Annotated in this window: 25 protein-coding genes and 1 other RNA gene; 8 read left to right on the plus strand and 18 right to left on the minus strand. The window is 64.7% G+C overall.

The genetic code is table 11. The annotated features are described in order from the left end of the window. Positions 1-86 precede the first annotated feature (86 nt). A complete protein-coding gene (locus tag QA639_RS03405) occupies positions 87-1,226 on the plus strand; it encodes an acyl-CoA dehydrogenase family protein (protein ID WP_283089171.1) in 1,140 nt (379 codons plus the stop codon). A gap of 97 nt (positions 1,227-1,323) precedes the next feature. Here the strand turns inward: QA639_RS03405 and QA639_RS03410 are convergent, their stop codons facing one another. The 9 genes from QA639_RS03410 to QA639_RS03450 all read right to left on the minus strand — a co-directional run bounded on the left by QA639_RS03410 (position 1,324) and on the right by QA639_RS03450 (position 9,791). Then, the gene (locus tag QA639_RS03410) at positions 1,324-2,361 is read right to left on the minus strand and encodes an amino acid ABC transporter substrate-binding protein (protein ID WP_028335962.1); all 1,038 of its coding nucleotides are present in this window, start codon (positions 2,359-2,361) and stop codon (positions 1,324-1,326) included. Between the two features lie 59 nt (positions 2,362-2,420). Beyond that, positions 2,421-3,014 (minus strand): L,D-transpeptidase, encoded by a 594-nt coding sequence (locus QA639_RS03415; protein ID WP_028335961.1) that lies wholly within the window; start codon positions 3,012-3,014, stop codon positions 2,421-2,423. Between the two features lie 269 nt (positions 3,015-3,283). Further along, complete coding sequence (locus QA639_RS03420) at positions 3,284-3,412, minus strand: DUF2474 domain-containing protein (protein ID WP_283089172.1); 129 nt, start codon at positions 3,410-3,412, stop codon at positions 3,284-3,286. A 101-nt stretch (positions 3,413-3,513) separates the two neighbouring features. Continuing rightward, positions 3,514-4,515 (minus strand): cytochrome d ubiquinol oxidase subunit II, encoded by a 1,002-nt coding sequence (gene cydB, locus QA639_RS03425; protein ID WP_283089173.1) that lies wholly within the window; start codon positions 4,513-4,515, stop codon positions 3,514-3,516. After that, positions 4,512-5,918 carry a cytochrome ubiquinol oxidase subunit I gene (locus tag QA639_RS03430; protein ID WP_157343447.1) on the minus strand — a complete coding sequence of 469 codons (1,407 nt, stop codon included), beginning with the start codon at positions 5,916-5,918 and terminating at the stop codon, positions 4,512-4,514. The genes cydB and QA639_RS03430 overlap by 4 nt, the downstream gene beginning before the upstream one ends. Positions 5,919-6,108: 190 nt before the next feature. After that, entirely contained in the window at positions 6,109-6,687 is a 579-nt protein-coding gene (locus QA639_RS03435) for a thioredoxin family protein (RefSeq protein WP_212054287.1), read from the minus strand. A 17-nt stretch (positions 6,688-6,704) separates the two neighbouring features. Further along, a complete protein-coding gene (locus tag QA639_RS03440) occupies positions 6,705-7,460 on the minus strand; it encodes a cytochrome c biogenesis CcdA family protein (protein WP_346283738.1) in 756 nt (251 codons plus the stop codon). Between the two features lie 405 nt (positions 7,461-7,865). Beyond that, the gene (locus QA639_RS03445; RefSeq protein WP_028335956.1) at positions 7,866-8,477 is read right to left on the minus strand and encodes a sigma-70 family RNA polymerase sigma factor; all 612 of its coding nucleotides are present in this window, start codon (positions 8,475-8,477) and stop codon (positions 7,866-7,868) included. Positions 8,478-8,723: 246 nt separating this feature from the next. Further along, the gene (locus QA639_RS03450; RefSeq protein WP_283089175.1) at positions 8,724-9,791 is read right to left on the minus strand and encodes an acyltransferase family protein; all 1,068 of its coding nucleotides are present in this window, start codon (positions 9,789-9,791) and stop codon (positions 8,724-8,726) included. A 214-nt stretch (positions 9,792-10,005) separates the two neighbouring features. On the opposite strand from QA639_RS03450, the gene hrpB reads away from it, so the two are divergent. From hrpB to QA639_RS03465, 3 genes are all read left to right on the plus strand, one after another. Further along, complete coding sequence (gene hrpB / locus QA639_RS03455; protein ID WP_283089176.1) at positions 10,006-12,474, plus strand: ATP-dependent helicase HrpB; 2,469 nt, start codon at positions 10,006-10,008, stop codon at positions 12,472-12,474. Positions 12,475-12,669: 195 nt separating this feature from the next. Continuing rightward, positions 12,670-14,121 carry an NCS1 family nucleobase:cation symporter-1 gene (locus QA639_RS03460; protein WP_028335953.1) on the plus strand — a complete coding sequence of 484 codons (1,452 nt, stop codon included), beginning with the start codon at positions 12,670-12,672 and terminating at the stop codon, positions 14,119-14,121. 201 nt (positions 14,122-14,322) lie between these two features. Then, on the plus strand, positions 14,323-14,835 hold the full coding sequence (locus tag QA639_RS03465) for a TIGR02281 family clan AA aspartic protease (protein WP_028335952.1): 513 nt from the start codon (positions 14,323-14,325) through the stop codon (positions 14,833-14,835). A 30-nt stretch (positions 14,836-14,865) separates the two neighbouring features. On the opposite strand, the gene QA639_RS03470 is transcribed toward QA639_RS03465, so the two are convergent. From QA639_RS03470 to QA639_RS03480, 3 genes are all read right to left on the minus strand, one after another. Continuing rightward, a complete protein-coding gene (locus QA639_RS03470; protein ID WP_028335951.1) occupies positions 14,866-15,258 on the minus strand; it encodes a hypothetical protein in 393 nt (130 codons plus the stop codon). A gap of 108 nt (positions 15,259-15,366) precedes the next feature. Beyond that, entirely contained in the window at positions 15,367-15,852 is a 486-nt protein-coding gene (locus tag QA639_RS03475) for a hypothetical protein (RefSeq protein WP_283089177.1), read from the minus strand. Positions 15,853-15,861: 9 nt separating this feature from the next. Then, entirely contained in the window at positions 15,862-16,587 is a 726-nt protein-coding gene (locus QA639_RS03480; RefSeq protein WP_283089178.1) for a hypothetical protein, read from the minus strand. An 84-nt stretch (positions 16,588-16,671) separates the two neighbouring features. Between QA639_RS03480 and QA639_RS03485 the strand changes: the two genes are divergently transcribed. Both QA639_RS03485 and QA639_RS03490 read left to right on the plus strand, forming a co-directional pair. Continuing rightward, positions 16,672-16,935, plus strand: coding sequence for a hypothetical protein (locus tag QA639_RS03485; protein ID WP_283089179.1), 264 nt, complete (start codon positions 16,672-16,674; stop codon positions 16,933-16,935). Between the two features lie 330 nt (positions 16,936-17,265). After that, positions 17,266-18,765: a phosphomannomutase/phosphoglucomutase gene (locus tag QA639_RS03490; RefSeq protein WP_028335949.1), complete on the plus strand. Its 1,500-nt coding sequence runs from the start codon at positions 17,266-17,268 to the stop codon at positions 18,763-18,765. A 342-nt stretch (positions 18,766-19,107) separates the two neighbouring features. Here the strand turns inward: QA639_RS03490 and QA639_RS03495 are convergent, their stop codons facing one another. The 6 genes from QA639_RS03495 to QA639_RS03520 all read right to left on the minus strand — a co-directional run bounded on the left by QA639_RS03495 (position 19,108) and on the right by QA639_RS03520 (position 23,999). Then, a complete protein-coding gene (locus QA639_RS03495; protein ID WP_283089180.1) occupies positions 19,108-20,574 on the minus strand; it encodes a methyl-accepting chemotaxis protein in 1,467 nt (488 codons plus the stop codon). Further along, the gene (locus tag QA639_RS03500; RefSeq protein ID WP_283089181.1) at positions 20,555-20,866 is read right to left on the minus strand and encodes a hypothetical protein; all 312 of its coding nucleotides are present in this window, start codon (positions 20,864-20,866) and stop codon (positions 20,555-20,557) included. Before QA639_RS03500 ends, QA639_RS03495 begins: the two co-directional genes overlap by 20 nt. Before the next feature lie 153 nt (positions 20,867-21,019). After that, on the minus strand, positions 21,020-21,520 hold the full coding sequence (locus tag QA639_RS03505; RefSeq protein ID WP_016848075.1) for an Lrp/AsnC family transcriptional regulator: 501 nt from the start codon (positions 21,518-21,520) through the stop codon (positions 21,020-21,022). A 76-nt stretch (positions 21,521-21,596) separates the two neighbouring features. After that, positions 21,597-22,544 (minus strand): sugar kinase, encoded by a 948-nt coding sequence (locus tag QA639_RS03510; protein ID WP_038385636.1) that lies wholly within the window; start codon positions 22,542-22,544, stop codon positions 21,597-21,599. 77 nt (positions 22,545-22,621) lie between these two features. Next, entirely contained in the window at positions 22,622-23,572 is a 951-nt protein-coding gene (gene nudC, locus QA639_RS03515; protein WP_283089182.1) for an NAD(+) diphosphatase, read from the minus strand. A 7-nt stretch (positions 23,573-23,579) separates the two neighbouring features. Next, positions 23,580-23,999 carry an HIT domain-containing protein gene (locus QA639_RS03520; RefSeq protein WP_050419929.1) on the minus strand — a complete coding sequence of 140 codons (420 nt, stop codon included), beginning with the start codon at positions 23,997-23,999 and terminating at the stop codon, positions 23,580-23,582. 111 nt (positions 24,000-24,110) lie between these two features. On the opposite strand from QA639_RS03520, the gene ffs reads away from it, so the two are divergent. Further along, positions 24,111-24,207, plus strand: an RNA gene (ffs, locus tag QA639_RS03525) — signal recognition particle sRNA small type. 109 nt (positions 24,208-24,316) lie between these two features. Beyond that, positions 24,317-26,170, plus strand: coding sequence for a DNA polymerase III subunit gamma/tau (locus QA639_RS03530; RefSeq protein WP_283089183.1), 1,854 nt, complete (start codon positions 24,317-24,319; stop codon positions 26,168-26,170). Positions 26,171-26,183 lie beyond the last annotated feature (13 nt).

A 26,183-nucleotide genomic window follows, 5' to 3' on the forward strand; every position in this document is an offset into this window, starting at 1 on the left:
CCCATGGTTCGAGACGGCGCTGGCGCGCCTCCTCACCATGAGGGTCAACAGTTAACTCGATGAGATAATGTAACGGAATCCATCCAATGGCCCTCGTCCTCACCGAAGAACAATCCATGCTGCGCGACAGTGCGCGCGGTCTCATCAGCGACAAGGCGCCGGTGGCGCATCTGCGCGGCCTGCGCGATGCCAAGGATGCCACCGGCTTCTCGCGCGATCTCTGGAAGACCTTTGCGGAGATGGGTTTCTCCGGCCTGCTGGTGCCGGACCAGTTCGGCGGCAGCGGGCTCGGCTGCGTCGAGGCCGGCATCGTCATGGAGGAAATCGGCCGCACCTTGATGCCGTCGCCGTTCCTCGCGACCTCGGTGCTCGCCGCCTCGGCGCTGTCGCGCGGCGGCAGCGGGGCGCAGAAGGCGCAGCATCTGCCGAAAATCGCCGACGGCTCGCTGCTGGCGGCGCTCGCGATCGATGAGGGCGCCAAGCATCGCCCGCTGCAGACGAAGTTGCAGGCCACGCGCTCCGGCAACGGCTTCAAGCTGTCGGGCGACAAGGCCTTCGTGGTCGACGGCCACACCGCCGATCTTCTGATCGTGGCGGCGCGCACGGCCGGCAGCGCCGGCGACAAGAACGGGCTGACGCTGTTCCTGGTCGATCCGAAGGCGAAGAGGCTCGCGGTCGAGCGGACCGCGATGGTCGATTCGCACAACGCGGCGCGCATCGTGTTCGACAATGTCGAGGTCAACGCCGACAGTGTGCTCGGCGAGGTCGATCAGGGCTTCGGGCTGCTCGAGGGCGTGCTCAATATCGGCCGCGGCGCGGTGGCGTCCGAAATGGTCGGCCTCTCCGACGAGGTGTTCGGCCGCACCGTGGCCTATCTGAAGGAGCGCAAGCAGTTCGGCAAGGCGATCGGCGAATTCCAGGCGCTGCAGCACCGTGCCGCCCAGCTCTACATCGATATCGAGATCACCCGCGCCGCTGTGTTGAAGGCGTTGCAGGCGATCGATACGGACATCGACAAGGCCGCAACCGCGGTCGCGGTGGCAAAAGCCCGCGCCGGCACCACTGCGACGCTGGCCGTGCAGGAGGGCGTGCAGATGCATGGCGGCATGGGCATGACCGACCAGTTCGACATCGGCTTCTTCATGAAGCGCGCGCGCGTCTGCCAGGAGCTGTTCGGCGACAGCAACTTCCACACCGACCAGCTGGCGAGCGGCAAGGGGTATTGATCTCAGTGCGTCATTCCGGGATGGTCCGAAAGGACCAGACCCGGAATCTCGAGATTCCGGGTTCGCTTCGCGCCCCTGAATGACGGTCTGATTGCCGTTACCGGATCGGCGGCGCGTACTGGACGCCACCGGCGTTCCAGAGCTGGTTCATGCCGCGCGGGATCTTCAGCTTGGAGTCGGCGCCGACGTTGCGGTCGTAGACCTCGCCGTAATTGCCGACATGGCGGATGATGCGCACCGCCCAGTCCTTGGTCAGGCCGAGATCCTCGCCATAGGTGCCCTCGGTGCCGACCAGCCGCATCACTTCCGGCTTCTTCGACTTCAGCGCCTCGTCGATGTTCTTCGAGGTGATGCCGAGTTCTTCGGCGTTGATCATGGCGTACAGCGTCCACTTCACGATCATCATCCAGTCGTCGTCGCGCAAGCGCACCACCGGCGCCAGCGGCTCCTTGGAGATGATGTCGGCGAGGATCGTGTGGTCGCTCGGCTTGGCGAGGTTGAGCCGCAGCGCATAGAGCTGCGAGGCGTCCGATGTCAGCGTGTCGCACTGGCCGGAGTTATAGGCCTTCACGACGTCGTCCAGCTTGTCGAACTTCATCTCCGTGTACTTCATGTTGTTGGCACGGAAATAGTCGGCGAGATTGAGCTGTGTCGTGGTGTTGGCCTGCACGCAGACCTTGCTGCCGTTCAGGTCGAGCGCGGAGTCGATGTTGCGCGAGCGCGGCAGCATGAAGCCCTGGCCGTCATAATAGGCGACCGCAGGGAAATAGAGGTCGTAATTGGTCTCGCGCGACATGCTCCAGGTGGAGTTGCGCGAGAGGATATCGACCTTGCGGTTCTGCAGCTCCTTGAAGCGTTCGCTGGCGTCGAGCGGCACGAACTTCGCCTTCGACGGATCGTCGAAGATCGCCGACGCGACCGCGCGGCAGAAGTCGACGTCGAAGCCGCTCCAGTTGCCCTTGTCGTCCGGGATCGAGAAGCCCGGCAAGCCCTTGTTGACACCGCACAGCACATCGCCGCGACGGACGGTGCGCTTCAGCGTGCGGGTGTCGTAACGCTCATAGGTGATGGCGGCGGCCGCAACCAGTGCGGCGATCGCGAGCCCGATCGTCAGGCCGCCTCGAAATGTACGCATGGGTTCTCTCTCGGGAAGGATCGGGGAAAATCAGGGCGGATATCGAAGGCGGGTAGAGATCAGAGTTCGGGCTTTTGCCGGATGATCACCTTGGTGCCGACCGGAACGCGGTTGTAGAGATCGGCGACGTCGTTGTTGACCAGGCGGAAGCAGCCGGAGGAAACGGCGGTGCCGATGGTGTCGGGCCGGTTGGTGCCGTGGATGCGGTAGACCGTGGTACCGAGATACATCGCGCGTGCGCCGAGCGGATTGCCCGGGCCGCCCGCCATGAAGCGCGGCAGATAGGGCTGGCGCGCGATCATTTCCGGCGGCGGCACCCAGTCCGGCCACTCGGCCTTGCGGGTGATGCTCACGAGGCCCTGCCATTGAAAGCCTTCGCGGCCGACGCCGATACCGTAGCGGAGCGCGCGGCCATTGCCCTGCACCAAATAAAGGTGGCGCTCGGCCGTCGCGACGATGATGGTGCCCGGCGCCTCATTGGTCCGGTAATACACGACCTGCTTCTGCCATTCCGGGTCGAGCTCGTAGCCGTCGTCGGCAACAAGGCCGGGCTCGTCGGCGTCCGGGCGGTTCTGGGCGAAGCCCTGCGACGTCGACAGCACGAGCGCGCCCGTCGCGATCAACATCCAGACCAGGTGACGAAACTTCGTCATTGAAAGCTCTCCTTGTTGGCACGCGGCCAAATGGTTGCTCCACCCAAAATGCGCATGATCCGCCAAAGTGTGTTTGGCGATCAGATCATGCGCCACCTTAACTTGAGCGAGATCGGACGCAAAACCGGTCCACGCTTTTGCTGATCTCGCTCGCGAACATCAAATCTCAGTGACAGCTTGATGGCAAGTTTAGGGCGAGCCTTGATCTAGATCACTGTAATGCTTCTGTTTTTTATCGCGATGAATAGTCGGCGGACGGGCCGGCCGCCTCATTTCGGCGCGATCCAGAGTCGCAAGGCGAACGAGATCAGCGTCACGGTGCCGACGCCGCCGAGCCAGAGCACCGCGAACCACAGCAGGCGCCGGCCGAGCGGCCGCTGATTCGGCACCAGAGCCATTTCCGTTCCGATGGAATCGGAACGGGGCTCTGGATTCTCGTTTTGACGCGTTTTCTTGACGCGAACCGGAATCCACTTCGCTGGAAAACGCTCTAGCGGCATCAGTGGTATCCGTGGCCGGGGCGCACCTTGCCGCGGAACACCCAATAGGCCCAGGCGGTGTAGCCGAGGATCAGCGGCACCAGGATCGAGACGCCGACCAGCATGAAGACCTGGCTGTTCGTCGGTGCCGCCGCCTGCCAGATGGTGATGCTCTGCGGCACGATGTACGGATACATGCTGATGCCGAGTCCGGCATAGGACAGCGCGAACAGCCCGAGCGTCAGGAAGAACGGCTGGTGGTCGTTCTTGTCGCTCAGCGCGCGCAGCAGCAGCGCGGTGACGGCGGCGACCGCGATCGGCACCGGCGCGGTGAGGATGATGTTTGGCCAGGCGAACCAGCGCTGGGTGTATTGCACGCTGAGGAACGGCGTCGCGATGCTGACGGCGCCGATCGCGCAGAGCATCGCGATCAACAACATCCAGCTCAGATGATAGGCGCGGTCGCGCAGCTCGCCCTCGGTCTTCATCACCAGCCAGGTCGCGCCGAGCAGCGCGTAGCCGATCACCAGCGCGACGCCGGTCAGGACGCTGAACGGCGTCAGCCAATCCCACCAGCCGCCGGCGTATTGGCGTCCCTCGACATGGATGCCCTGCAGGATGGCGCCGAGCGCGATCCCCTGCGCCAGTGTCGCAAGCAGCGAGCCGCCGGCGAAAGCGATATCCCATTTGTTGCGCGCCTTCTGGGTCCGCCAGCGGAATTCGAAGGCGACGCCGCGGAACACGAGGCCGAGCAGCATCGCGATCATCGGCGTGTAGAGCGCCGGCATCAGCACCGCGTAGGCGAGCGGAAACGCCGCCATCATGCCGCCGCCGCCGAGCACCAGCCAGGTCTCGTTGCCGTCCCACACCGGCGCCACCGTGTTCATGATGACGTCGCGGTCGGTCTTTTGCGGAAACAGCGGAAACAGGATGCCGAGGCCGAGATCGAAGCCGTCCATCACGACATAGACGAACACGGCAAAGGCGATGATGAAGGCCCAGATCGTGGCGAGATCGATCATCGCGCGCCCTCCACGGCAGTGCCGGCCGCCGGCGTGATGCCGGCGGCGCGGGCGGGAAGATCCTTCGTCGGGCCTTGCTCGCCGGGATGCGGCGGCTGCGCCATCAGCCGCAGGATGTAGATCACGCCCGCCGTGAACACGGCGAAATAGACGATGATGAAGGCAATCAGCGACGAGCCCACCGCTGGCGCTGCCAGCGGCGACGCCGAATCGACGGTGCGCAGCAGCCCGTAGACCGTGAACGGTTGCCGCCCGGTCTCCGTGGTGATCCAGCCCGCGAGCACCGCGATGAAGCCGGCGGGGCCCATGAGGACCGCGAAGCGATGCAGCAGCGGCGACTGGTACATCATCCCCCGCCAGCGCATCAAAAGGCTGAGCAGGCCGAGCCCCATGATCAGGAAGCCGAGTCCAACCATGATGCGGAACGACCAGAAGGTGATCGGCACCGGCGGCCAGTTCTCGCGCGGCACGGTGTCGAGGCCGGCCAGCGGCGCGTCGAGCGAATGCTTCAGGATCAGCGACGACAGTTTCGGCACCTCGATGGCATACTTGACCTTCGCTTCACGCTGGTCGGGCCAGCCGAACAGGATCAGCGGCGCGCCGTCCTTGTGGCTCTGGTAATGGCCTTCCATCGCCATCACCTTGGCGGGCTGGTGCTCCAGCGTGTTGAGGCCGTGCTGGTCGCCGGCGAGGATCTGGATCGGCGCCACCAGCGTCGCCATCCACATCGCCATCGAGAACATGACGCGCGCTCCGGCCAGATGCTGGTCGCGCAGCAGATGCCAGGCGCCGACCGCGCCGACCACGAGCGAGGTGGTGAGGTACGCCGCCAGCACCATGTGCACGAGGCGATAGGGGAACGACGGATTGAAGATCACCTTGAGCCAGTCGGCGGCGACGAACTGGCCGTCGGCGTTGACGGCGTGGCCGGTCGGTGTCTGCATCCAGGAATTGGCCGACAGAATCCAGAACGCCGAGATCAGCGTGCCGATCGCGACCATCAACGTCGCCACGAAGTGCAGCCTGGGGCCGACGCGTTCGAGCCCGAACAGCATCACGCCGAGGAAGCCGGCTTCCAGGAAGAATGCGGTCAGCACCTCATAGGCCATCATCGGGCCGATCACCGGCCCGGTCTTGTCGGCAAAGGACGACCAGTTGGTGCCGAACTGGTAGGACATCACGATGCCCGAGACCACGCCCATGCCGAACGCGACCGCGAAGATCTTCAGCCAGTAATTGAACAGGTTGATGTAGACCTCGCGCCTGGTGGCAAGCCACAGCGCTTCCAGCACCGCGAGATAGCTCGCAAGCCCGATCGAGAATGCGGGAAACACGATGTGGAACGACATCGTGAAAGCGAATTGCGCGCGGGCGAGTACGACCGCATCCCAGCCTTCGAACATCACGCACCATCCGTCGTCGACCTGGCGTGGACCTTAGCACGTCAGCTGTGACGACAAAGAGGGCGGATTGTCCGACTGAAGCGGGTTGAGTTTTGGCTGGATCGGCTTGGTGCGGTCCCGGTTCACCTCTCCCCGTCGGGGAGAGGTGAGGTTGCGACGCCGTTCCAGCTCAACCTGATCTCATCAGGTTTTAGCTGTTGGCGTTGAGCAGCCGCGCGACGGTGCGGTCGATCTCGTCGTATTGTCCCTCGCCGGCGTGCTGGAACACGATCTTGCCGTTCTGGTCGATCACGTATTGTGCCGGCCAATACTGGTTGCGGTAGGCGTTCCAGGTCTGCGAATTGTTGTCCTGCGCCACCGGATAGAGGATGCCGTGCCGCTTCAGCGCCGCCTGCACGTTGGAGGCCGAATGCTCGAACGGGAATTCCGGCGTGTGGACACCGATCACGACGAGGCCGCGATCCCGGTACTTGGAATAGAGCTGGGTGACGTGCGGCAGCGTGTTGACGCAGTTGACGCAGCCATAGGTCCAGAAATCCACCAGCACGACCTTGCCGCGCAGGTCGGCAAGCCTGAGCGGCTGCGAATTGAACCAGTTGCTGATGCCGACGAATTCGGGCGCGGTCTGGCTCTGTTCGGCGGTCATGGCGATCGCCCGCGGCACCGGCTGCGCCGGCGCATCTGACTCGGTGCAGAGGCCGGGAATGACGGCGCCGCCGAGGCCAAGGCCCGCAACCAGAGTGGATACGGCGATCAAGCGCAGGGACATCGATATCTCCTTTGGGCTTACAGGCCGATCTGGCCGTTGGGATAGAACTGGGTCAGCCACGCCACGATCAGCGTGTCGTATTGCAGGTAGGACAGCGCGGCGAATGCGACGATCACGACGCCGAAGCCTTGCTGCAGGCGCGGCGCGATCCGCGCCATGCTGCGCACGCGCGTGGTAACGGCCTGTCCGCCATAGGCAATCGCAAGCATCGGGATCGCGGCGCCGATCGCGTAAGTGACGAGCTGCAGACTCGCCCACGCGGTGTCCTTCGAGGTCGCGACGATGGTCAGGATCGAGCCGAGCACGGGGCCGGCGCACGGCGTCCACACCAGGCCGAGCGTAGAGCCGAGCACGAAGCCGCCGAACAGGCTTTGCGACGGCGCGGCCTGACCGAGGCTGCCCTCTTGTTTGGACGCGCTTTCTTGACGCGAACCGGCATCCGCTGCGCTCGAAAACGCTTTGGTAGCGCCGGTGAGCCGGATCGACAGCCATTCGAACGGCGCCGGCCAGATCATCAGGAGACCGAAGCCCGCGAGCAGGACGGCCGCGCCGGTCCGCAGCACGTTCGGATCGAAATCGAAGGCGCGGGTGATCGCGCTCAGCAGCAATGCCACCGCAGAAAATGACATCACGAAGCCGAGCGCGATCATCGCGGGCCGCGCCTTGCCGGTCTGGCCTATCGATACCCCGAGCAGGATCGGCAGCATCGGCAGGGTGCAAGGGGCGGCGACGGTGGCGACACCGGCAAGCAGGGCAAGGGCAAGGCTGAGCATCGTCATCCGTCCATCAGAGTCCCGGCGCGCCAGAGGGCCGTGCCGGGTACGCCTGATGTTCTTCGCGAGGACGGTTGGGCCGTTACGGCGGGCCGGTCGCGAGCCGCGTCACGTCTGTGTGAGGCGAGGCGCACTCGGCTTCACGACGTCGCGCCAAATACAGAGCGACCCGGCTGGGGGGCATCCCGGCCGGGTCGTTGGAGGCTACTTGGGAGGTTAGAACGAAGAGGTATCGAAACCGGTTCAGTGAATTGGGGTTGCGTCGTTGGATATGGGTATAGAGGTCGCGTTTTTCCGGGTGATGTCGTCGATTGTTTCAATTGTTTCGTCGCCTGAATTTTTCGGCTTCGTGGACAATTGCCCGGTTCGCGTGATCTCCCTTTAAGATATTGAATTTGCAATATTTTATGCGGCGACGCTATCCACGCCGGCACCCCGCAGGAGGTCGGCGAGCTGCTTGCGGGCATAGAACATGCGGGTCTTCACCGTGCTCTGCGGGATCCCGATGATCTGGCCGGCCTCCTCGACCGACTTCTCATGGTAGTAGACCAGATTGATGATCTCGCGGTGGGCCGGCGACAGCTTGGCCACGCAGGCGCGCAGGATCTCGCTGGTGGTGGCGCGATCGAGCGAGGTTTCCGGCGTGTCGGCGCCGTCGGCGATCTCCAGCACGTCGTCCTGGTCGATGTCCTCGTGCTTGCGCTGGCGCAGCGCGGTCAGCGCCTTGAAGCGGGCGATCGAGAGCAGCCAGGTCGAGACCTGCGAGCGGCCCTCGAATTGGGCCGCGGTGCGCCAGACGTCCAGGAACACCTGGCTCACCAGGTCCTCGGCCATGGTGGTGTCGCGCACCATGCGGAGCACGAAGCGGTAAACCCGGACGTTATGACGGGCATAGAGCGTGTGCATCGAGGTGCGGTTATTCTTGGCGATACGCGCGAGCAGCGTTTCATCCGAGGTCGCGCGAGCAGCGTCGATATGCTTCGCGGCTGCAGCGTTGATGGCGATGACGTTCGGCATGACAGGCTCCCAGTTCGCCGTTGGGCGGCGGTTCGTTGGGAGAATTGTTAGTTACGGCCCGTTTCCGGATGTCTGCGCGAAAAGGGGAAAATGGTTTCGTGAACGGGAGAATTGTTTCGTCGCCGGCCGGACGACGAAACATTCAGGACCAAAAAGCCAATAATTTCAATGTGTGGAAAATTCGAACGGCCGGATTCCAGCCGTCGGAACGAATCCGGCTGTTATGACTTCTGGCACTGTCGGCGCTTATTCGGCCGCCTGCAGCGAGGGCGCCGCCTTTTTCGGGGCAATCCAGAACGCATCGGGCCGCTCGAACAGGAAATTGGCCCGCGCCGCCAGTGCCAGCCGCCAGATCACGAGCGAGCCGGCGACGCCGACCGCGGTCACGATCAGCGAGATCAGGCCGATGTCGTGGATGACGCCGACGCGCAGCAGAAGGATGCGTGACGCAGCCATCGGCAGGAAGAAGGCGAGATAGATCACGATCGAATGCTCGCCACTGAAGCGCAGGAAGCCAAGCCAGTGCGCGCGCGCCAGCAGCGTGCCGGTCACGATGATCGCGCAGGCGCCGGCAAAGCCGAGCGCCAGCGAGACGACCGGCCATTCGCTCACCTCGAGCGCAACCAGGCCGCCATTGATCAGCGCCCAGAACCCAAGCCCGAGCAGGGCAAGCGCAGGCCGTGCCCGCGCGCGGTCCGACAGCGCAAACACGTAATTGGCGAGGACATAGCCGGTGTAGAAGTAGACGAAGCGGGAGCAGAATTCGTCGATCACGGTCCAGCCGGTCGCGACATGCGCGGTCTCCAGCGCTGCCGCGATCAGCCAGATCACGAGCGGGTGGACGTTGCGCGCGAGCTTGGTGACGACGAAGAAGATCGGCAGCAGATAGATGAACCACAGCGTGCCGAACGGCTCGATGAAGGACTCGAGATATTGCAGCCCAACCTGGGCCCAGCCGGTCTCGGCGGCCAGCGACGGCGCCTTGAAGCCGAACTGGATCGTCACCCAGAGCACGTAGAAATAGGCGAAGTGCATCACCTTGCGGTCGAGATAGGTGCGCCAGTCGCGATCGATCACGACCGACAGGAACAGGCCCGAGATCAGGAAGAAGTCCGGCATCCGGAACGGTTTGGCGAACATCACGACATAATGCATGAAGCCGGTCTGCTCGGCGGCCTTCTCGACCCCCAGCACCGAATGCATCATCACGACCATGATGATGCAGATGCCCTTGGCATAGTCGACCCAGTCGACGCGTCCGCTCGCGCCTGGGGCGGAACGATCTGTCGCAGCGGCTGTGCCGTTTGTGGTCATCTTTGTCCTGTTCCGGCGTGATCGTGCCTATCATCGGCCCGATCGGTTGCTTTCTCCTTTATCCATACAAATGGTGTGCCGGCGAACCCGGACCTTTTCAGCGGGTTTCCCGTAGCCGGCGAATGGTCTAAGAGGCCGAGGAATCCAAGAGAAGAGACCGTTTGTTAACCATAGGACGCACCGGCGCGAGCGCCGCTGCGGTGATGAAAAGTCCTTGCCGCGCCAATTCGATAGCCCGCTGCCGATCGACGCCGTGCTCGATGAGCTCGATCGCACGCTCGATGGTCACAACGCCGCGGTGCTGGTGGCGCCGCCGGGCGCCGGCAAGACCACGCGCGTGCCGCTCGCGTTGCTCGATGCGCCCTGGGCGAGGGGCAAGAAGATCATCGTGCTGGAGCCGCGCCGCATCGCTGCGCGCGCCAGCGCCGAGCGGATGGCGAAGACACTCGGCGAGCGTGCCGGCGAGACCATCGGCTATCGCGTGCGCTTCGGCTCGAAGGTGTCGCGCGCGACGCGGATCGAGGTCGTCACCGAAGGCATCTTCTCGCGCCAGATCCTCGACGATCCCGAGCTCAACGGCGTCGCCGCGGTGCTGTTCGACGAATTTCACGAGCGCTCGCTCGATGCCGATCTCGGGCTGGCGCTGGCGCGCGACGCGCAGACCGGCCTGCGCGAGGACCTGCGGATCCTCGTGATGTCGGCAACGCTCGACGGCGCACGCGTCGGAAAACTGCTCGGCGACGCGCCGGTGGTCGAAAGCGAGGGGCGCGCCTTTCCGGTCGAGACCCGCTATGTCGGCCGCAAGGTCGACGCGCCGCTGGAGCGGCAGATGGCCGAGACGATCGCGGCCGCGCTGCGTGCCGATGCCGGCTCGGTGCTTGCCTTCCTGCCGGGCGCCGCCGAGATCCGCCGCACCCAGACTTTTTTGGCCGAGCGCGTGCACGACGCCGCGGTCGAGATCGTGCCGCTGTTCGGCGCGCTCGATGCCGCCGTGCAGGATCGCGCCATCGCGCCGGCGCCGAAGGGCGCCCGCAAGGTGGTGCTGGCGACCTCGATCGCCGAGACCTCGCTGACCATCGAGGGCGTCCGCATTGTGGTGGACTCTGGCCTCGCGCGGGTGCCGCGCTACGAGCCTGATATTGCGCTGACCCGGCTCGAGACCGTGCGGGCCTCGCGTGCCGCGGTGGATCAGCGGCGCGGCCGTGCCGGCCGTATCGAGCCCGGCATCTGCTACCGGCTCTGGGACGAGCCGCAGACCGCGTCGCTGCCGGCTTACACTGCGCCCGAGATCCTGTCCGCCGATCTGTCCTCGCTGGTGCTCGACCTCGCGCAATGGGGCGTCAGCGATCCCGCGGGCCTTGCCTTCCTCGATCCACCGCCGGGACCGGCGCTGAAGGAGGCCCGATCGCTGCTGTCGGAGCTCGGTGCGCTCGACGGCGACGGCCGCATTACAGAGGAAGGGCAGAGCCTGCGCGCGCTGGCGCTGCCGCCGCGGCTGGCGCGCATGATCGTGGATTCCGCCCGCTTCGGTGCTGGCGAGGAAGCGGCCGAGATCGCCGCTGTTCTGACTGAACGCGGGCTCGGCGGCGACAGCGTCGATCTCGACGTCAGGCTCGACCAGTTCCGCCGCGATCGCTCGCAGCGCGCATCGAGCGCCCGCAGCATGGCGGCGCGCTGGGCCGCGCAGGCGAGGTCGGCGGTGGGCGAGCAGAAGGATCTCTCCACCGGCGTCATGCTGGCCTTCGCATTTCCGGATCGCGTCGCCAGGAACCGCGGCAATGGCAGCTTCGTGCTGGCTAACGGCCGCGGCGCCGCCGTCGAGCAGACCGCGGCGCTGGCGCGGCTGCCTTATATTGCGGTCGCCGAGCTGACCGGCACGGCGGCGAGCGGCCGCATCCTGCTGGCGGCGCCGATCACCCAGGAAGAGATCGAGCAGCGCTTCGCCGACCAGATCGAGAATGTGGAAGAGGTGACGTTCGACCGCGGCGCGATGGCGCTGCGCGCCCGCCGCAGGCGTTCGCTGCACGCGATCACGCTGTCGGAAGCACCGATGTCGCTGTCGCCCTCGGCCGAGACCGCGCGCATCTTCGCCGATGGCCTGATCGCGGCCGGGCTCGACCGGTTGCCGTGGTCGAAACACTCCAAGCAATGGCGCGACCGCGTCATGTTCCTGCGCAAGGCTGAGGACGAGAGTTGGCCCGATTTGTCGGACGCAGCGCTCGCCGCGCGTGCCGACGACTGGCTGGTGCCGGCGCTCTACGACAAGACCGCGCTGAGGGATCTGTCCGCCGGCGATCTGTCGGATGCGCTGATGGCGCTGCTGCCGTGGGAATTGCGCGCGCGGCTCGATCGCGAGGCGCCGACGCATTTCGAGGCGCCGACCGGAACGCAGCTCGCGATCGACTACGAGGCCGAGCAGGGCCCGACCATCGCGGTGCGGCTGCAGGAGCTGTTCGGGCTCAACACCCATCCCTCGATCGCCAAGGGCGCGGTGCCGCTGGTGCTGGAACTGCTGTCGCCGGCACAGCGGCCGGTACAGGTGACGCGCGATCTGCCAGGCTTCTGGCGCGGCAGTTACGCTGCCGTCCGGTCCGACCTGCGCGGCCGCTATCCGCGCCATCCCTGGCCGGAAGATCCCGCCAGCGCGATGCCGACCAGGCGCGTGAAACCGCGCGGGACTTAAGGTCGTTCTTCGTCATGGCCGGGCTTGTCCCGGCCATCCACGTCTTGCCTGCGTTGGTGGTCCAAAGACGTGGATGCCCGGCACAAGGCCGGGCATGACGAGAGGATTGAGTTCGGCGCTGGCGAGCGTCCGCAAACGGTGGTTAGATTTGCACGCTGGGATGGGATCACGGGCTCGCAGTTTGGGGAGGCCACCGTGGAGATCAAGAACGCATCGCCGTCGCTGTACAACGAAGACCTGGCGCCGGCCAAAGAACGCAACTGGGGCGCCTTCAGCATCTTCAACGTCTGGACCTCGGACGTGCACAGCCTCTGGGGCTATTATCTCGCCGCCAGCCTGTTCCTGCTCTGCGGCAGCTTCGTCAACTTCATCCTCGCGATCGGCGTCGGCTCGCTGGTGATCTTCGTGCTGATGAGCCTGATCGGCAATGCCGGCGTGAGGACCGGCGTGCCCTATCCGGTGCTGGCGCGCGCCTCGTTCGGGGTCTGGGGCGCCAACATTCCGGCGCTGGTCCGCGCCATCGTCGCCTGCTTCTGGTACGGCGCGCAGACCGCCGCGGCCTCGGGCGCGATCGTCGCGCTGCTGACCCGGATGGACAGCTTCAAGGCATTCCACCAATCCAGCCATATGCTCGGCCATTCCACGCTCGAGGTGATCTGCTTCGTCGTGATCTGGGCCTTGCAGCTCCTGATCATCCAGCGCGGCATGGAAACCGTCCGCCGCTTCCAGGACTGGGCGGGACCTGCGGTGTGGCTGATGATGCTGATCCTTGCGATCTATCTCTGCATCGCGGCCGGCGGCATCTCGCTCACCGCGCCGATCCCGCAGGACGTGCTGCTGGAGAAGACCAAGGAAGCCGGGGTGCCCGGCGTGCCCGGCTCTTTCCCGGCGCTCTGCGCCGTCGCCGCGACCTGGATCACCTATTTCGCCGCGCTCTATCTCAACTTCTGCGACTTCTCGCGTTATGCGCCTGACGTGCAGGCGCTGCGCAAGGGCAATATCTGGGGCCTGCCGGTCAATCTGGTCCTGTTTTCGCTGGTCGCCGGTGTCACCACGATCGCGGCGTTCAACGTCTACCACGAGGTGCTGCTGCATCCCGACCAGATCTCGGCCAAGTTCGACAGCTGGTTCCTGGCGCTGCTCGCCGCGGTCACCTTCGCGGTGGCGACGCTCGGCATCAACGTCGTCGCCAATTTCGTCTCGCCGGCGTTCGATTTCTCGAACGTGTTTCCGCGGCATATCGACTTCAAGAAGGGCGGCTACATCGCGGCGCTGATCGCGCTGGCGCTGTATCCGTTCGCGCCCTGGGAGGGCAGTGCCGCCTCGTTCGTCGGGCTGATCGGCGCGACCATGGGGCCGATCTTCGGCGTCATGATGGTCGACTATTATCTGATCGCCAAAGGCCGCGTGAACGTGCCGGCGCTGTATCAGGAGAACGGCGAATATCGCTTCCAGAACGGCTGGAACGTCAGCGCGCTGATCGCGGCCGGCGTCGGGGCGCTGTTCTCGTCGGTGCTGCCGAACTTCACCTCGATCCTGCCTGCGTGGTGGGCGGTCTATGGCTGGTTCTTCGGTGTCGGAATCGCGGGCGCGGTCTATTACGCGCTTCGCGTTGCGATGCCGAGCCCGGTCGCCAGAACGGCCTGAGAGACGGCCTTAGAATCCGCCCTGGGGCCGAAAAATTACGGCCCTCGCGGGCGACCGACGTCATTCGGCCGCCCCTCGGGGCTCGTATTAACTCTTCGCTCATCCTTTTCGCCAAAATGGCAGGCTCGTGCCGCCGCCCTCGCTCGCGGCGGGGCGGGCGGCGTGGTGAAATTGCGTGTTCGGTTTTCCGAGTATGGTGTCATGCGTAACCTGATGATTTTCGCGGCCATCCTGATCGGGCTGGGCACCTTCATGGCTCAGATGGCCAGCAAGATGTCGCCCGCCGCCGCGACCACCACAAAGCAGACCATGGCCCCAGCCGTCACGGTGGCGCAGGCCAGCGCCCGCACGGTCAGCATTGCGCCCGATCCTCGCGGTCATTTCGCGACCGACGGCCGGATCGACGGCCAGCGCATCAACTTCATGGTCGACACCGGCGCCTCCGTGGTGGCCCTGAACGAGACCTCGGCCGCGCGCTTCGGCCTGCGTCCGGTGCCGGGCGACTACACCTCGCGCGTCACCACCGCGAACGGCACCATCAAGGCGGCGCGCGCCCGCATCGCCATGATCGAGATCGGCGGCCTTACCGTACGCGACGTCGACGCGCTGGTGCTGCCGGACGAAGCGCTGTCGGAGAACCTGCTCGGGCTGTCCTTCCTGTCCAAGCTGAAGCGCTTTGAATACGCCAACGGCAAATTGTTGCTGGAGCAGTAAGGCCGATTGGCATCAAAGCCCTGTCCAAGTCTATTGCGGAGTTACCTCCACGCACTGAGCAGGGTCTGAAATACAGAACTCAGTTTTCCCGGTAGTCTGATCGATTTTCCAAGAGCCTAACACTGGCCATCCGCCAAAAATGTTTGAAATCCCTCCCTGTACGTTAAGTCCTTTGCCGATCGGTTTCTCCGGAAAGCCGGGCCTCTCGGCGCATTGACCGGTTAATTGCTTGGTCTCGGCGTCGAGGACTGCGGTGCAGTGATGAAGCTTCTCGTTCTTGTGGTCGAGGCGTTCGACAGCATAATGGTTTACCCCAGTCTCCACAGTCGCAAACTCAGCGAAAATTTCGTAATCCGCAGCCAGCCCAACGGTCGCCGTCACGGTTAGCGAAAGTGCGAGTATCCCGGTCCTCAGAAGCCTCATAAGACCTCTCCATGTCTTCCCCTGTGATGCGGACCAGGTCCCCATTTCGGCAGAAATTCGGGCCACTGAGGCGGTTTCGGAGAGTGTCGAGCCGGTCTCCCGGCGTGCTCACCGCAAATCCCTACTGCACTCTCTAATATAGTCGGGCGGATCGTCGAGATTCGAGCAGCGCACGACCTGAGAGCAAAAGACTTCGTCACCGTGTTTGAATATCGAGACTTTTAAACTCTCGTCTCTCTCCGTCGGTTTCCCAATAATAGCTATGCCTAGACCGCGATCGTCACCTGATAGCGACACCTCATCTACGCCAAAAGCAAAAACGGATAGACACTCTTTCGGCACATCGGTCCATTGTCCATTGTGTTCAATGCGCATCGACCGTTCGAGGCCTACCCCAAACCCTTTTTTTTCCGGGTTTCGGTCGCAAACTGCCTTGAGGGTGCGAAGTTCGATCCTCGCAAGATCCCCGCCTTGTTGATTTTTGAAAGTCAAAGTCACGACATCCGGCTTACACCAGGGGCCGGAGTTTGCCTTGCATACCGTTGAACTGGTGAGCAGAAGGCATAAGGCTCCCGCGAGCGCGAACATTTTCATCGGCATGACTCAATATTTGTATCGATTCCAATCAGGCATTCTCGACCCCGTCGGCTTGCCGTGAAGCCAATACAAATAGCTCCCATCCCAAGATCCAACCCACGCTCGATAATCCGGAGTTTTCTGGGAGTAGGCTTTCGCATTGTTTAGATCTCCATCACTCTCGTGCTGATTATCCCAGTGCATGTGCCCACGTGCCACCGCACCGCTATCGCCAAACCCCACACCACCGCCGAGCGCTCCGTCTTGGAATCCGCGCGCTATCTGATCGTAGTAATATAGTCCGTTGCGCTTATGAATTTCCACGCCCAACTCCGGGATGAAACCCCTGCTCTTGGTCTCTTCCGGGTAATGTTGGGTACCAAGGTCTATCATTTCCTTGCGGGCAGCGTCCCATGCGCGTTCCGCGCTCTCGAAACCGATCCCCGCATTGCGGCTCGGATAGTCACCACCTTCGTCGCCGCCGAAGCGCTTGATGCCGACGATGCCATCCGATCCGCTGGGGCTGTTGCCAGTCGCTGGCCCATTGACGCCAGGCTGACCGGCTCCTGTCGCGGGCTGTTGCCGCTGGGTTTGCGGCTGTGGCTGCGCTGGTTGAGTTGGTGTCGGCGGCTGTTGAATCTGCGCCTGTTGAGCAAGGCGATCCGCGGCGAACGGATCGTGGTCAACGGGAACGAGCGAGTAGTCATCGAAGTCCGGCTGATGATCCACCGGCACCAGAGAGTAATCAGGCATGATCATTACCTACAGATATTGCGGACAGTTTCGGGCGAGCCCGTGCGTGACCGCACCTCGCGGAGAGGGCTGGGTTGGCTTTAGATGTTTGAAGGCAAGTGCTTAAAGGATGGCTTGCGCAATGGCGCGGAAGTGTCGCTTCCGGTTCGGCTTGCCCATCGTCTTCGCCGGGGCGCCCGTCTGTCGGTGGGGGCGGCCCTGGCTATCAGCCAGTTCGGCTCGCTGCGGTGGCCAATTTCGGCGCGCTCGGCAGTGTACTGGCTGACAGCGGCCTGTCCGATTCAAAAAGCCCGCAGCGGATTTTCCGGTGCGGGCTTAATTGTTGCGACGATGAAAATATATCGGTGAGTTGCCCGACGTGTCAATTATTCGATGCGCAGATTGCAGAGCGCCGGGAGCGGCTGAAATAACAACCGCACGGCAATGCCTGTCCTTCCCTGCCCCCCCCCTGCAGAAACCATGCTGGGTCGGAGCGATTGGCGGTCAACCAACTCGTAGGGCGCGACAGCGTGCATATTGCGCTGCCGGGCAAGTTTGGGTGGATGACGACAGTATTTCGCCGACGCCAAATCTGCCGCAATTATTAGCCACAAGCCGTCAATCCTGCCTTCCGCTGCGGCGATGCATTCGCTAAAGGCTGCGACGAAGTTTTTCTGCATACGACCATAAGGCCGACCCATGTTTCCCAAGCCGAAATCCGTGCTGGTTCCGAACACCTATGCCTTCGAATCCGAGCCGATGGTGAAGCCGACCGGGTTTCGCGAGTACGACGCGCGCTGGCTGTTCAACAAGGAAATCAACTTGATGGGCGTGCAGGCGCTGGGCATGGGGCTCGGCGCGCTGATCGCGGAGCTCGGCGTCCGCCAGGAGATCGTCACCGGTCACGACTTCCGCGGCTATTCCGCCTCGATCAAATACGCGCTGATCTCGGGCCTGATGGCGGCGGGCTGCAAGGTGCATGACATCGGGCTCGCGGTGACGCCGATGGCTTACTTCGCGCAGTTCGATCTCGATGTGCCCTGCGTCGCCATGGTCACCGCCTCGCATAACGACAATGGCTGGACCGGCGTCAAGATGGGCGCCAACCGTCCGCTCACCTTCGGTCCCGACGAGATGTCGCGGCTGAAGGCAATCGTGCTCAACGCCGAATTCAACAACAAGGCCGGCGGCTCCTATCAATTCCACGAGAATTATCCGGCGCGCTACATCGCCGACCTCACCAGCCGGCCGAAGCTGAAGCGCAGGCTGAAGGTCGTCGCGGCCTGCGGCAACGGCACCGCGGGCGCGTTCGCGCCGCAGGTGCTGGAGGCGATCGGCTGCGATGTGATCCCGCTCGACACCGAGCTCGATCACACCTTCCCGAAATACAATCCGAATCCGGAAGACATGGAGATGCTGCACGCGATCCGCGATGCGGTGCTGGCGCACAAGGCCGATGTCGGCCTCGGATTCGACGGCGACGGCGACCGCTGCGGCGTGGTCGACAACACCGGCGAGGAGATCTTTGCCGACAAGGTCGGCGTCATGCTGGCGCGCGACATGTCGGCGATCAACGCCAACGCGCAGTTCGTCGTCGACGTGAAGTCGACCGGGCTGTTCGTGACCGACCCCGTCTTGCAGAAGCAGGGCGCGAAGACGGTCTACTGGAAGACCGGCCATTCCTACATGAAGCGGCGCACCAATGAGCTCGGCGCGCTCGCCGGCTTCGAGAAGTCCGGCCACTTCTTCTTCAACAAGCCGTTCGGCCGCGGCTATGACGACGGCCTGGTGTCGGCGATCGCGATCTGCGAGATGCTCGACCGCGCCCCCGGCAAGTCGATGGCCGACCTGAAGGACGCGCTGCCGAAGACCTGGTCGTCGCCGACCATGTCGCCGCATTGCGCCGACGAGGCGAAGTACGGCGTCGTCGATGCTGTCGTGAAGCACTTCGAAGCGTTGCAGCAGAACGGCGGGAAGGTCGCGGGCCAGAACATCCGCGACCTCGTCACCGTCAATGGCGTGCGCGTCACGGTCGCCGACGGCAGCTGGGGCCTGGTGCGCGCGTCCTCGAACAAGCCGGAGCTCGTGGTCGTGGTGGAAAGCCCGGTCAGCGAGCGGCGCATGCACGACATGTTCGAGGCGATGGATACCGTGCTGCGCACGCATCCCGAGGTCGGCGAGTACAATCAGAAGATTTGAGGCGGGCTTTCCGCGAATCAACTCGTCATCGCCCGCTTTCGCGGGCGACTACACCGCGTTGCTTGGCCGGCGATGCCAAATCAAATTCGATCTCGTCCCTGCGAAAGCAGGGACCCATAACCACCGAAGTTCATTGTTGCGCGACGCCGGAACGACGGGTCCCATCCATCGCATCCGCCGCGGCGTATGGGTCCCTGCTTTCGCAGGGACGACAAGCGGAAGGAGTCTTAGTCCCCCACACCTGTCATCACCCGGATTGCCGCCTCCGCTAAGCTTCGGCGCGCTGCGCACTCGTGGCGTCGTCGAAGTCTCGGCGTAGACGGGACCAGCCGATGACAGTCCTCACGCCGCCCGCAGCGAAGCCAGGAAGCGGTCCAGCTCGGTCTTCAGCCACTCCGACTGCGACGACAGGCCGTTCGCCGCATTTAGCAGTTGTGCGGTCGCGCTGCCGGCCTGTTCGGAGGCGCGGTTGACGTTGAGGATGCCCTTGTTGACGTCCCGCGTGCGATCGGCGGCCTGCTGCAAATTGCTGGAGATCTCGCGGGTCGCCGCGCCCTGCTGATCGACGGCAGCCGCGATCTCGCCGGAGACCTGGTCGATCTCCGCGATCGTGGTGCCGATGCTCCCGATCGCGCTGACGGCCGCGCCGGTCGCGCTCTGGATATCCTGGATCTGCGCCGAGATCTCCTCGGTCGCCTTGGCGGTCTGGTTGGCCAGTGCCTTGACCTCGCTCGCGACCACGGCGAATCCGCGGCCATGCTCGCCGGCGCGCGCCGCTTCGATGGTTGCGTTCAGGGCGAGCAGATTGGTCTGGCTGGCAATGCTCTGGATCAACGTCACCACCTCGCCGATCTTCTGCGTGCCGGCGGCAAGGCCTTCGACGACGCCGTTGGTGCGGCGTGCCTCGTCGGCGGCCTTGGCGGCGATCCGCGCCGAGCGCGTCACCTGCTCGGCGATGTTGTTGATCGAGGCCGTCAGCTCCTCGGTCGCGGACGCGACGGTTTCCACATTGCTGGAGGCCAGCGTCGATGCGGAGGCGGCGGCGGTGGCCTGGCGGATGGTTTCCGCGTTGCTGCCGTTCATCGTCGCCGACAGGTCCTGCATCGCGCCCGCCGCCACCGCGACGGCCTCGACGACTTCGCCGATCTTGCGCTCGAAGCCGGCGGCGAGCTCGCGCCGCGCGGCATCGCGATCGTGCTTGGCGCGTTCGGCCTCGATGCGCTCGGCATTGGCGCGCGCCTCGGCGGCACCGGCGGCCTCGGCCTCCGCCGCCTTCAGCGCCGACGTCCTGAACAGTTCGGCAAGCGTGTGCGCGAGCCAGATCAACACGCCGGCCTCGATCAGCAGGATCACGGCGTGGAGAACGACGCGACCGAAATCGGCGCCGCCGGGATAGATCGCAGCCGGCAGGATGAAATTCAGCGTCAGGTGGTGCAGGGCAACCGCCAAAGTGCCGGCGACAATCGGCCGATAGTCGCAATAGGCGACGAGGCACGCCAGCGCGGCGAAGAAATACATGTGCATGTCGACCTGCCAGCGGTGCCCGGCAAATTGGTAGACCAGCATCGACACGCCGGCCATCAGGGCCACGGCAACGATCAGGCGAGTTGAAACGCCGTTCCCCGAGACGCGCCACGACACCGTCGCGGCCAGCGCCATCGCGACCATGAAGCCGGCCGGCATCAGCCAGTCGGTGTGCAGCGTCATGCCGACGATGATCGCGATCGGAACGTGCAGCCACAGCACCACGAGCAGGATCTTGCTGGCCGTCTCGCGCAGGGCCGCCATTTCATCGCCTTCGAAGGTCATCCCCAACCCCCAGATCGTCATACGCCCTGAAGCAGCCGGCGATCGCCTGCGGATCCATGGTCAGCAAGGCGCCGGCCTCGTACAGCCGGCCCAGCCCGCCATTGCGGTCAGGCCGCACCACCAGCAGGGCCGGGATCGCGGTCATCCGAACGATCGACGCATCGGCGGATGCGGCGGCCTGCAGCACGCGCTCGGCGCGCCACCATGGCGGAAAGGCCACGGCCACCACATCGCTGCCCGCACGCACCTGCAACGACAGCGTTGCGACCGCGATCCAGCTCGCGATCAGCAATGCGGCCGCGCCCAGCCAGGCGGGCCGTCGTTTCGCTGGGATGATGTCCCCCGGCTCCATCGCAGCAGAATACCGCTGCGGCCGCTAACTTCAGGTAAATGCCGAACGGGTGAACTACCTGGGAGCGTATCGTGTGGGATTGTGCGGCGGCGCTTACGCCGCGGGCACCGGCAGCGCCGTCACCGACTTGATCTTCTCCATCGCGAAGCGCGAGGTGACGTTCTTCAGCGGCACGGCGCTGATCAGCTTCTTGTAGAACACGTCGTAGGCCTGCATGTCCGCGACCACGACGCGCAGCATGTAGTCGACGTCGCCGGCCATCCGGTAGAACTCCATCACCTCGGGCATGGCGCTGACGGCATCAGCGAATTTGCGCAGCCAGGCTTCCGAATGGTCGGCGCTCTCGACCGAGACGAACACCGAAATCCCGAGGCCGATCTTGTTCTGGTCGACCAGCGCCACGCGGCGCAGGATCACGCCGTCGGCCTCCAGCCGCTGGATGCGCTTCCAGCACGGCGTCGACGACAGGCCGACCCGGTCGCCGATCTCGGCGACGGAGAGCGACGCATCCTCCTGCAGCACGGTCAGAATCTTGCGATCGATCGCGTCGAGGCGGCGGCTGTTGTCATGAAGCTGAATGGCGACATCGGTCATAGAAGAAAGTTCCATATGAAGGTTCAATATCCCTCATATAGAGAAGAATCTTCCAAATCAAGCGATTCGTGGCGGCTCAGGCCGGCTTGGCGTCGGCGTGCTGACCCAAAAACTCTTCAACTTCAGTACGTTGCGGTGCGGCATAAGCACCCCCGAAGCGGGTGCATTTCAGCGCTGCAGCGGCCGAGGCGAAGCGGAGCGCGTCCCGCAACGGCTGCTTCTCCGTGATGGCGAGGGCGAATGCCCCGTGGAAGACGTCGCCGGCCCCGAGCGTGTCGACGGTATGGACCGGGAAGGCCGGGGTTTCCTCGAGCTCGCCGTTCTCGTTGAGCCAGATCGTGCCCATCGGCCCGCGGGTGCCGGCCAGGAAGGAGGGGGTGAGCTTGGCGAGCTTGTGCAGCGCCTGGCCATCGTCGGTGACGTCGGCGGTCTCCTGCAGCGGCTCGCTGGAGAACACCAGATGGGAGGAGGCGGTGAGCAGTCCCTCCCGCATCGACATCGCGCGGTCGACGTCGACCACCACGGGGATGCCGCGCTTGACCGCCTCGGCGCAAAGCTCGGTGCAGAACGGCGCGCAGCGGCTCTCGGTCAGGATCGCCGCGCAATCCTCCAGCAGCAGCTCGGTCGGCGGCAGCTTGACCTTCCAGAGCTCCGGATCGCGGAAGGTGACGATGGTGCGCTCGCCGCTGTCGTCGATCATGATCGCCGAGATCGGGGTGACCAGGTTCGGCATGTGGATCAGATGATTGGTCTCGATGCCTTCCTGGGCGAGCTTGTCGAAGATGTAGCGGCTCGAGGTCTCCTGCGAATCGCCCATCGGGCCGCAGATCGAAGCGCGCCCGCCCAGCCGGACGATGCCGATGGCGGCGTTCAGCGCATTGCCGCCGCAGATCTCGTCGAAATGCGTCGCGTTCTCCTTGGAGCCGCGCGCCGGAACGCTGACGCGAAAGGTCAGGTCGCGCACCGGCAGGCCGATGCAGAGGATGCGGGGCGGGACTTTCGGGGCGCCGTTCTGAAAATTCATGCGGGGATCCGTCGCAATGGTTCCGTTACTGCCAGAACTGTGTCCAGCTTAATCGGCAGAACGATGTCCGGTTCCCGCTATTTGTCCAACGGGTTCTGGTGGTGCACCCAGCGGCCGAGCAGATGATGGGCAATCGCGAACGGATGCGGGCCGGCGAGCCCGTCGGGGTGCTGGCGCTTCAGCATCAGCGCCGCCTCGGCATGGTCGAACCAGCGCGCATCTTCCAGCTCGGTGCGGTCGACCACGATGTTCTCGTTGGTCGCGCGCGCGGTGCAGCCGATCATCAGCGATGACGGATAGGGCCAGGGCTGCGTCATGTAGTAATTGACGTCGGTGCAGCGGATGCCGGACTCTTCGAAAATCTCGCGCCGCACGGCGTCCTCGATGGTCTCGGCGGCTTCCACGAACCCGGCGAGGCAGGAATACATGCCGGGCATGAACTGCTTCTGCCGTCCCAGCAGCACCTTGTCGCCATACGTGACCAGCATGATCACGACCGGATCGGTGCGCGGAAAGTGCTCGGCCTTGCAGCTCGGGCATTCGCGCTTCCAGCCGCCGTCCTTCATTGCGGTGCGGGTGCCGCAGTTCGGACAGAAGCCGTGGCGCTGATGCCAGGTCACCATCGATTTCGCCATCGCGATGGCCGAGAGCTGCTCGGGCGGCACCACGCCCTGCATCGCCATGCCGCGCAATTCGGTGATCGCGACGTCGCTGCGTCCGACCAGCTTCTCGGCCGCCTGCGGCGCGATCCCCATGCCGAAGATCGGCGCGGCATCGCGCAGCCCGAGAAAGATCGTGCCGGGATTGGCGCCGTAACTGCGGGCTTCCTCCAGCGAGAGCAGCGCGCGGGCGCCGCCGTCCTCCTGCTTCACGACCAGCGAGTCGCGATAGATCACGTAGGCTCTAGCTTCGCGGTGGCCTTCCAGCGCGAACAGTTTTTCGTCGTTGGTGCGCAGATGCGCGGCGCGGTCCAGCACGTGGGTGACAAAGGCCGGCTGGCCGAGCGGAAAGGAATCGAATGCAGACATTGAATGTTCAACCCAACCAGATCTTGCGGCGAAGCGCGCTGATGAAATTCTGCACTTCCTCGGCGTCATGCGCCAGCGGCGGCATCACGCCCCAAACGGGACGCGGCCATGCAGCGTCGCTGGTGCGGCGCGCGATGATGTGGACGTGGAGTTGCGGCACGAGGTTGCCGAGCGCGGCGACATTCAGCTTGTCGCACTTGGTGACCTCTTTCAGGGCCCGCGAGACGCGAGTGATTTCGGTCATCAGCTGCGCCTGCTCGACCTCGTCGAGGTCGATGATCTCGACCGCGCCGTCGCGCCGCGGCACCAGCAGCAGCCACGGATAATGCGCATCCTTGATGACGAGCACCTTGCACAGCGGCAGGTCGCCGATGTCGATGGTGTCTTTCTTGAGCTGCGAGTGCAGCGACCAATTGGAGGCGGGCATGGGAGGCAAATAATGCCTTTCCGTGTTCCCAGACAAGTCCCACAAAGCCAGCCTTACAAAGCCGGGTCAGGCCGCTTGCTTTCCGGCGGTTTTGGCCCCAAATAGGGACCGGGAGATTGGCGGTGGACGAGCCACTCGCCAACCGGGTCAGGTCCGGAAGGAAGCAGCCCTAACGAGGTCCGGATCGGGTCGCTCGTCAGTCTCCTACCTGTTTTTCCGAGCGAATCGCGCTGGAATGGCGGTCTCCGCGCCCGGCGCTCGATTTTGGCTCCTATCCGCACGCCGGCTGAAGAGACACCCAAGTTGCGGATCGACGCATGAATGACGCTGGCGACCCCTCACAACCGTCCGACGGCGCCGGCAAAGGAAGCTCTGACGGCGGTTTCGATCTCGGCGGCGCGCCGGGCGCCGCAAAACCCTACCGCGTTCTTGCCCGCAAATACCGCCCCTCCAGCTTCGAGGATTTGATCGGCCAGGAGGCCATGGTGCGCACCGTCTCGAACGCGTTCGAGACCGGGCGGATTCCGCAGGCCTGGATCCTCACCGGCGTCCGCGGGGTCGGCAAGACCACCACCGCACGCATCCTCGCCCGCGCCTTGAACTACGCCAAGGCGGACGGTTCGGTGCAGGGGCCGACCATCCACATGCCCGACCTCGGCGTGCACTGCCAGGCGATCATGGAAAGCCGGCACATGGACGTGCTGGAGATGGACGCCGCCTCCCACACCGGCGTCGACGATGTCCGCCAGATCAATGACAGCGTGCGCTACGCGCCGGCGAGCGCGCGCTACAAGGTCTACATCATCGACGAAGTCCACATGCTGTCGACGGCGGCGTTCAACGCCTTCCTGAAGACGCTGGAGGAGCCGCCGGAGCACGCCAAGTTCGTGTTCGCCACCACCGAAATCCGCAAGGTTCCGATCACGGTGCTGTCGCGCTGCCAGCGCTTCGATCTGCGCCGCGTCGAAGCCGACGTGCTGATGAAGCATCTCGGCAACATCGCGGCCAAGGAAGGCGTCGAGGTCGAGCCCGAGGCGCTCGGCATCATCGCGCGCGCGGCCGAGGGATCGGTGCGCGACTCGCTGTCGCTGTTCGACCAGGCGATCGCGCATGCCGCGGGCAACGTGAAGGCCGACGCGGTCAGGCAGATGCTCGGCCTCGCCGACCGCACCCGCGTGATCGATCTGTTCGAACAGCTGGCGCGCGGCGATATCGCCGCCGCCTTCGCCGAGTTCCGCGCGCAATATGACGTCGGCGCCGATCCGGTCGTGGTGCTGTCCGACCTTGCCGAGTTCGTCAATTTCGTCACCCGCGTGAAGTTCGTGCCGGGGACGGCCGACAATGTCGCGTTCGGCGAGACCGAGCGGGTGCGGGCGCGCGAGTTCGCCGCCAAGCTGTCGATGCGGGTGCTGTCGCGGATGTGGCAGATGCTGCTCAAGGGCATCGCCGAGGTGCAGACCGCGACGCGTCCGGCCGCTGCCGCCGAGATGGTGCTGGTGCGGATTGCCTATGTCGCCGATCTGCCGACGCCGGATGAGGCGATCCGGATGATCGAGCAGAACGGCGGCGGCGCGGCGCCCGCGACGTCGGGTTCCGCCACGTCGTCACCGTCACGCGGCGCACCGAGCTCGGCGATGTCGGCCATGCCGTCGGCGCCGGTGCGCGCGCCGCAGGCCGCGCCGCGCGCCGATCTCGCCGCGCGTCCGCAGATGGCCGCGCCGGTCGCCGATGCCGCGCCGGCGCTGCGGATATCAAGCTTTCCGCAATTGATCGCGCTCGCCGGCGAGAAGCGCGACATCATGATGAAGAGTGCGCTGGAGGCCGATGTGCGGCTGGTGCGCATCGAGGACGGCCAGCTCGAGATCGCCCTCGAGCCGAAGGCGCAGCGCGCGCTCGTCACCGATCTGTCGCGCAAGCTCGAACTGTGGACCGGGCGGCGCTGGACCGTGATCATCTCCAACGAGGCCGGCCAGCCTACGGTGCGCTCGCAGAACGAATTGGCGCGCAGCGAGCATCAGCGCGCCGCCGAGGCCGATCCGCGCGTGCAGGAGGTGCTGGCGCGCTTCCCCGGCACCAAGGTGGTCGAGGTCCGCCGCCTTGCCGCCGAGGTTCCGGTTTCGGATGCGACCGGCGAAGACCTGATTGAAACTTCCGACAGCGACGACGATTGATATTTGGCTACAG

Origin of the sequence: Bradyrhizobium pachyrhizi (assembly GCF_029714545.1) — a bacterium.
Classification (GTDB): domain Bacteria; phylum Pseudomonadota; class Alphaproteobacteria; order Rhizobiales; family Xanthobacteraceae; genus Bradyrhizobium; species Bradyrhizobium pachyrhizi.